This window comes from Phaeospirillum tilakii (genome assembly GCF_042683125.1).
GTDB classification, from domain to species: Bacteria; Pseudomonadota; Alphaproteobacteria; order Rhodospirillales; family Magnetospirillaceae; genus Phaeospirillum; species Phaeospirillum tilakii.
This window is the reverse complement of record NZ_JBHUIY010000026.1, coordinates 43,886-51,058: the sequence shown is the minus strand read 5'-3', so window position 1 is coordinate 51,058 and position 7,173 is coordinate 43,886. Positions and strand designations below refer to the sequence as shown.

At 71.9% G+C, this 7,173-nt stretch carries 7 protein-coding genes; 4 read left to right on the top strand and 3 right to left on the bottom strand.

The features are described 5' to 3' along the window. The 3 genes from ACFSNB_RS13015 to ACFSNB_RS13005 all read right to left on the bottom strand — a co-directional run. Positions 1 to 413: Hpt domain-containing protein (locus tag ACFSNB_RS13015; RefSeq protein WP_377317233.1), on the bottom strand; the 413-nt coding region annotated here is incomplete at its 3' end. A 189-nt stretch (positions 414 to 602) separates the two neighbouring features. Further along, positions 603 to 1,124 carry a histidine phosphotransferase family protein gene (locus ACFSNB_RS13010; RefSeq protein ID WP_377317231.1) on the bottom strand — a complete coding sequence of 174 codons (522 nt, stop codon included), beginning with the start codon at positions 1,122 to 1,124 and terminating at the stop codon, positions 603 to 605. A 97-nt stretch (positions 1,125 to 1,221) separates the two neighbouring features. After that, entirely contained in the window at positions 1,222 to 2,559 is a 1,338-nt protein-coding gene (locus tag ACFSNB_RS13005; protein WP_377317229.1) for a class I SAM-dependent RNA methyltransferase, read from the bottom strand. A 248-nt stretch (positions 2,560 to 2,807) separates the two neighbouring features. On the opposite strand from ACFSNB_RS13005, the gene trpB reads away from it, so the two are divergent. The 4 genes from trpB to ACFSNB_RS12985 all read left to right on the top strand — a co-directional run bounded on the left by trpB (position 2,808) and on the right by ACFSNB_RS12985 (position 7,138). Continuing rightward, positions 2,808 to 4,031: a tryptophan synthase subunit beta gene (gene trpB, locus ACFSNB_RS13000; RefSeq protein ID WP_377317227.1), complete on the top strand. Its 1,224-nt coding sequence runs from the start codon at positions 2,808 to 2,810 to the stop codon at positions 4,029 to 4,031. Then, complete coding sequence (trpA, locus tag ACFSNB_RS12995; RefSeq protein WP_377317225.1) at positions 4,031 to 4,840, top strand: tryptophan synthase subunit alpha; 810 nt, start codon at positions 4,031 to 4,033, stop codon at positions 4,838 to 4,840. The genes trpB and trpA overlap by 1 nt, the downstream gene beginning before the upstream one ends. Positions 4,841 to 4,864: 24 nt before the next feature. Further along, positions 4,865 to 5,779 (top strand): acetyl-CoA carboxylase, carboxyltransferase subunit beta, encoded by a 915-nt coding sequence (gene accD / locus ACFSNB_RS12990; RefSeq protein ID WP_377317223.1) that lies wholly within the window; start codon positions 4,865 to 4,867, stop codon positions 5,777 to 5,779. 138 nt (positions 5,780 to 5,917) lie between these two features. Next, entirely contained in the window at positions 5,918 to 7,138 is a 1,221-nt protein-coding gene (locus tag ACFSNB_RS12985; protein ID WP_377317221.1) for a bifunctional folylpolyglutamate synthase/dihydrofolate synthase, read from the top strand. Positions 7,139 to 7,173: the final 35 nt, after the last annotated feature.

The following is a 7,173-nucleotide window of genomic DNA, read 5'->3' as shown; positions in this document are numbered from 1 at the left end:
GGTGCCGGGGCGGCGGGCGCCGCCGCCGGGGCGGCACGGCCGTCGGCCATGTCGTTGAGCCGGGCGATCAGCGCCGAATCGTCCCCCTCGGGTTCGACTTCGTTTTGTTCAAGATGGCCCAGGATCGCCTTGATGGTGTCGATCGACTGGAGAATCAGCGTCACGGCATCGGGCGTGACTTCCAGTTCCCCATCGCGGAACTTGCCCAGAACATTCTCGGCGGCATGGGCGACGTGCTCGAGGCGCGGCAGGCCAAGGAACCCGCAGGTGCCCTTGATGGTGTGCACCAGACGGAAAATATTGCCGAGGATCTTGGGGTCGTTGGGGTTCTGCTCCAGGGTCACCAGGGCGACGTCGAGAACGGAAAGGCTTTCCGATGTCTCGGTCAGGAATTCACTGAGGAGATCATCCATGGTCGACTCCAGTAGGGTCCTCGAGGGCTCCCGCCCGCCAAGGCGTCAACCCCTCCCGACACTTCCGGACGGATTCACGAAAGGCCGATCGGGTTTAGTCATAACACGGCCGGGTTGGCTCGGGAAGAACCGACACGGCAGCTTCACGCCAATAAAACCTTTGCGCGGCGAAGTCGATGGCAGGCCGTTTCATGTCGCCATCCGGCCACCGTCCACGCCGACTTCAACCACGATCGCGGTCCCGCTCCGCGCCGCCAGCAGCGCCGCCCACCCGGCCGGCGCGGTGCGCGGCGAGAAGGCCGCCACCTGTCCGGCGAGCGCCGCGCGGGTCTCCGCGGCCAGCTCGGCCCCGCCGCCGTGGAAGGCGACCGACAGGCCATCCAGTCCCGGCGCGTCATCCGCCGCCAGCGCGACCCGGATCGAGCCGCCGCGCGGCAGGGCATCCCGCGCCACCATCACCAACGCCAGCACCAGCCGCAGCCGCGCGCCGTCAATCTCATCCGCCCCGACCTGCCATCCGAGGTCGAAGCGCAGCGGCGCCGCCGCCTCCAGATAGGCCCGCACCAGGGCCTGGGCCTCGCCGCCGGGCCGGGCCGGCCCCGCCGGCCCCAGCGCCGCGCGCAGCAGCCGCAACCGGGCCACCGCGGCCCCGGCGCTGGCCGAAACCAGCCGGGCGATCTCGGGGTCGGGGTCGTCCCCCAGCAGTTCCACCCCCGACGCCACCGCGCCGAGCGGTCCCGCCAGGTCATGACACAACCGCGCGCACAAAAATTCCGTTAAAGTGCTGTCGATATCTTTCACCCCGCCCTCACCCGCGTTGTCGACGAGCGACCGCGACAGCCTCTAGATGGGCAGACCAAGGGAACTGGTCAATAGGCATAAGGCGCTCGATTTGCCATCCGCCCGCCGCCAGCAGCCTGAGGTCGCGTCCCAGCGTCGCCGGCGCACAGGACACCATCACCACCAACTCGGGGCCGCCGCGCCGGTCGGGCGGACGGGCCAGTTCGGCCGCCTGGGCGGCGGCGCCGGCCCGGGGCGGGTCGAGCACCAGGGCGCGGTAGGGCGCCAGCTCGACCGGGCTCAGCGGCCGGCGGGCGAGATCGCGGGTCTCGACCGTCGCCGGCAGGCCGGCGGCCCGCGCCGCCGCCGCCAGCGCCTGCATCGCCGCCGCCTCGCCCTCGATGGCATGGACCGCGCCGCGCCGCCGCGCCGCGATCGGCAGGGAAAAGCTGCCGCAGCCGGCATAAAGATCGGCCACCGGGCCGTCGCAACCCTCCAGCGCCGCCAGCACCCGCGCCGCGATCGCCTGCTCGCCCTCGCGGCTGGGCTGGAGGAAGGCGCCGGGCGGCGGCTCGACCGCGACCGCGCCGAACCGCACCAGCGCCGGCCGGCGGCGAACGATCGGCTCGGCCCCGCCGCCGCCGGGGCGGCGCCAGTGCAGCCGGGCGAGGTCCGCCTCATCGGCAAAGCGGGCCAGCGTCTCGCGCGCGAAGAGATCGAGATCGAGCGCGCCCTCGATCACCAGATCGAGCCCGCCCTCGGTCTGGGTGACGGTGACGTCGCCGCTGCCGCCCGGGACCAGCGTCGCCAGCAGCCGCCGCAGCGGCGCCAGCACCATGGTCAGCGCCGGCAGCAGCAGCGGACAGGACTCGAGATCGATCAGGGCATGGCTGGCGCGGGCGTTGAAGCCGAGCTGGGCCACCCCCCGGCGGGTGCTCCAGGCGAACACGGCGCGGCGGCGGCAGCCGGGGGCGACCGCCACCAGCGCGTCACGCGGCACCTCGCCCAGGCCGGCATGAGCCAGCGCCCCGGCCAGGACCTCTTCCTTCCACGCGGTGTGGGCCGCGGGGGCGAGATGCTGGAGCGCGCAGCCGCCGCAGCGGCCGAAATGGGGACAGACCGGCGCGGCGCGGTCCGGGCCGGGCGCCAGCAGCTCGACCAGGGCGGCGGCGAGGCCGTCGCCGCGCCGGGCCTCGATCCGCGCCAGCACCCGATCGCCGGCGACGGTGAAGGGGACATAGACCGTCTGGCCATCGAGGCGGGCCAGCCCGTCGCCCTGGCTGCCGACCCGATCGATCTCGAGGGTGACGGTGCGGGGCGCGGGCGGGCGAACGGCGGAACGGGGGGAACGGGCGGGGGAGCGCACGGAACGGTCACCGATGGGGGGAGAAAGCGGGGAAGGCCCCGGACGCCAGGACCGGGCCAACCCTGCCACTCGTAGCACGGGTCCGCCCGCCGCCACCAGCACGAAAGGAGCGCCCCTGCCCCGCGCCGGCGGCGGCCGGCCAGGGCGGCGGCGAAGCGGCGACGAAAAAGCCCACAAAACCCCTCCCCACCCGGGGGCTCTTCGTGCTTTATTGTCCCCCCTTTTCCGCCCAGGCCGATGGGAAAACGATGCAGAGCTTGAACACGTACCGCGCCGGACCGGACGAGCGCGGTCATTTCGGCATTTTCGGCGGTCGCTATGTCGCCGAAACGCTGATGCCGTTGATCCTCGAGGTCGAACGCGCCTATGCCGAGGCCAAGGCCGATCCGGCCTTCGTCGCCGAATACCGCCACCTGCTGGCGCAGTATGTCGGCCGGCCCAACCCGCTCTATTTCGCCCGCCGCCTGACCGAGGCCTGGGGCGGCGCCAAGGTGTTCCTCAAGCGCGAGGACCTCAACCACACCGGCGCCCACAAGATCAACAACTGCATCGGCCAGATCCTGCTGGCGCGGCGGATGGGCAAGACCCGGATCATCGCCGAGACCGGCGCCGGCCAGCACGGCGTCGCCACCGCCACCGTCTGCGCCCTGTTCGGCATGCCCTGCGTGATCTACATGGGCGCCACCGACATCGAGCGGCAGGCCCCCAACGTCTATCGCATGAAGCTGCTCGGCGCCGAGGTCCGCCCGGTGCGGTCCGGCGCGGCGACGCTGAAGGACGCGATGAACGACGCCCTGCGCGACTGGGTCACCAACGTCGCCGACACCTACTATCTGATCGGCACGGTGGCCGGGCCGCATCCCTATCCGGCGATGGTGCGCGACTTCCAGTCGGTGATCGGCGACGAGGTCCGCGCCCAGATGCAGGCGCAGGAAGGCCGCCTGCCCGACAGTCTGGTCGCCTGCATCGGCGGCGGCTCCAACGCGATGGGGCTGTTCCACCCCTTCCTCGACGATCCCTCGGTGCGGATCATCGGGGTCGAGGCCGCCGGCCACGGCCTCGACAAGGCCCATGCCGCCAGCCTCAGCGGCGGCCGCCCCGGCGTGCTGCACGGCAACCGCACCTTCCTGCTCCAGGATGGCGACGGCCAGATCACCGAGGCCCATTCGATCTCGGCCGGGCTCGATTATCCCGGCATCGGCCCGGAACACGCCTGGCTGCGCGAAAGCGGCCGGGTCGAGTACGTCTCGGCCACCGACGACGAGGCGGTGGCGGCGTTCCAGTGCTGCACCCGGCTCGAAGGGATCATTCCCGCGCTGGAATCCAGCCACGCCATCGCCCATGCCGGCAAGATCGCCGGCGGGCTGCCCGCCGATCACCTGATGGTGATCTGTCTGTCCGGACGTGGCGACAAGGACGTCGCCACCATCGCCCGCACCCTGGGCGACGCTCACCTCGGGGGATTGGTGTGATGAGCCGGATCGCCGCTCGCTTCGCCCAGCTCAAGGCCGAGGGCCGTGCCGCCCTGGTCACCTTCATCACCGCCGGCGACCCGGATCAGGCGGTCAGCCAGCAGGTGCTGGCCGGCCTGCCCGCCGCCGGGGCCGATCTGATCGAACTCGGCATGCCCTTCACCGATCCGATGGCCGACGGCCCGGCGATCCAGCAGGCCGCCCTGCGCGCCCTGGCCAGCGGCGCGACGATGGAGCACACCCTGGCGATGGTCGCCGAATTCCGCCGCCAGGACGACGTCACCCCGATCGTGCTGATGGGCTATTACAACCCGATCCATGCCTGGGGGCCGGAGCGTTTCGCCGCCGACGCCGCCCGCGCCGGGGTCGACGGGATGATCGTGGTCGATCTGCCGCCCGAGGAAGCCGGGGAACTGGTGCCGCATCTGCGCGCCCAGGGGATCGATTTCATCGTGCTGACCACGCCGACCACCGACGACGCCCGCCTGCCGGTGGTGCTCGCCAACGCCTCGGGCTTCGTCTACTACGTCTCGATCGCCGGCATCACCGGCACCGCCTCGGCCTCGGAAGACGCGGTGGCGGCGGCGGTGGCCCGCATCCGCCGCCACACCGACCTGCCGGTCTGCGTCGGCTTCGGCATCCGCACCCCGGCCCAGGCCGCCGGGATCGCCCGGCTGGCCGACGGCGCCGTGATCGGCTCGGCCATCGTCCAGACCCTGGCCGAGGCGGTCGGCACCGCCCGGGCGGTGTCCGCGCCGCTGGCCCTGGTCGGCGAGCTTGCCGCCGGCGTCCGCGCCGCCCGGCCCTAACGTGTTTCAGGAAAGGGTTGTGTCATGAACTGGCTGACCAATTTCGTCCGCCCCAAGTTCCAGCGGCTGGTCGCCACTCCGCGCGAAGTGCCGGAAAACCTGTGGCATCGCTGCTCGGTGTGCGGGCACATGGTGTTCCACCGCGACCTCGAGGCGGCGCTCAATGTCTGCCCGCATTGCGGCCACCATCTCCGCCTCAAGATCAAGGCGCGGTTGCAGATGCTGTTCGACGACGGCGCCTATCAGCGGATCGAACTGCCCAAGCCGGTCGATGACCCGCTGAAGTTCAAGGACCAGAAGAAGTACACCGACCGCCTGAAGGACGCCCGCGCCAAGACCGGCGAGCAGGACGCGATCATCGTCGCCCATGGCAAGATGGGCGGCCAGGCGGTGGTGGTCGCCGCCTTCAATTTCGATTTCCAGGGCGGCTCGATGGGCGTCGCGGTCGGTGACGGTCTGGTCGCCGCCGGCGAACTGGCGATGGTCCAGGACGCCGCGCTGATCGTGGTGCCGGCCTCGGGCGGCGCCCGCATGCAGGAAGGCATCCTGTCGCTGATGCAGATGGCCCGCTCGACCGTCGCGGTCGACAAGGTCAAGGAAAAGCGCCTGCCCTACATCGTGCTGCTGACCGACCCCACCACCGGCGGCGTCTCGGCCAGCTTCGCCATGCTGGGCGACATCGCCATCGCCGAGCCCGGCGCGGTGATCGGCTTCGCCGGCGCCCGCGTGATCGAGACCACCATCCGCGAAAAGCTGCCGGAAGGCTTCCAGAAGGCGGAATACCTGCTCGAACACGGCATGGTCGACATGGTGGTGCCGCGCCGCAATCTGCGCGAAACCCTGATCCGGGTGATCTCGCTGCTGCGCAACCGCGCCCCCGCCGCTCCGGTGATCCCGCTGCCGGTCGAACCGGTCCAGCCCCCCGCCGCCGAGGGGTAAGGTGTCGGGCTGCCGCCCCGCGCGCCGATGGCGCGCAACATGAGCGACTCAGGCGGGCTGCCGCCCGCCGGCCCGCCCGGGGCGATGCCCCGGACCCCCTTCGTTTCCAAAACGGAGGGGGGCGGGGACATCGAAGCGGTGATCGAACGGTTGACCGGGCTGCATTCAAGCGCGGTCGATCTGTCGCTCGACCGGTTGCGGCGGTTGCTCGACGATCTCGGCCAGCCGCAGGAGCACTTGCCGCCGGTGATTCACGTCGCCGGCACCAATGGCAAGGGCTCGACCGTGGCGTTCCTGCGCGCCCTGGCCGAAGCGGCCGGGCAGCGGGTTCACGCCTACACCTCGCCTCACCTCGTCCGTTTCGCCGAGCGGATCCGGATCGCCGGCACCCTGCCCGACGACACGGCGCTGATCGCCTTGCTCGAGGAGGTCGAGGCGGTCAATGAAGGGCGGCCGATCTCGTTCTTCGAGATCACCACCGCCGCCGCCCTGCTCGCCTTCAGCCGGACCCCGGCCGAGCTGTGTCTGCTGGAGACCGGGATGGGCGGGCGGCTGGACGCCACCAACGTGGTGGCGCGGCCCGCCGTCACCGTGCTGACCCCGATCGGGCTCGACCATCAGGCTTTTCTCGGGCCCGACCTCGCCGCGATCGCGACGGAGAAAGCCGGCATCCTCAAGCCCGGCGTGCCGGCGGTGTCCGCCGTCCAGCCCCCCGCCGCCGCCGCCGTGATCGCCGCCCGCGCCGCCGAACTCGGCTGCCCGCTGACCATCGCCCGGCCCCGCCCCGACCTGCCGCCATTGCCCCTGCCCGGCCGGTTCCAGCGCGACAATGCCGCGCTGGCCCTGACCACCGCCGCAATACTCGGCCGGTTCCCCGCCGATCCCGCCGCCCTGGCCGGGGCGACATGGCCGGCCCGCCTGCACCGGCTGACCCATGGCCCGCTGCCGGCGCTGCTGCCGCCCGATTGGGAGCTGTGGCTGGACGGCGCCCACAATCCGCACGCCGCCGCCGCGCTGGCCGAACAATGCGCCAGCTGGAGCGACCGCCCGCTCGGCCTGGTGCTGGGCCTGCTGGCGGCCAAGGACGCGGAATCGGTGCTGCGCCCGCTGCTCCCTCATGTCACCGCCCTGCGCACGGTGCATTTCACCAGCGCCCAGCTCCGCCTGACCGCCGCCACCGCCGCCCCGGCCGAAACGGTCGCCGAGACGGCCCGCATTGCCGGCGCCCGCGATGCCGCGCCATCGACCGACGTCACCGCCGCCCTGATCGACCTGCGCACCCGCCTGCCCGGCCCAGCCCGCATTTTGATTGCCGGCTCCTTGTACCTTGCCGGCACGATCCTGACCGACAACGGGTAGCGGAAAAGGCCCCCCGAGGAACCCGCGAAGAGCCA

Bases quoted from the DNA above. Each gene is read 5' to 3' on its own strand.
- accD (WP_377317223.1), top strand. From the start codon at position 4,865: ATGAACTGGCTGACCAATTTCGTCCGCCCCAAGTTCCAGCGGCTGGTC.
- trpB (WP_377317227.1), top strand. From the start codon at position 2,808: ATGCAGAGCTTGAACACGTACCGCGCCGGACCGGACGAGCGCGGTCAT.
- trpA (WP_377317225.1), top strand. From the start codon at position 4,031: ATGAGCCGGATCGCCGCTCGCTTCGCCCAGCTCAAGGCCGAGGGCCGT.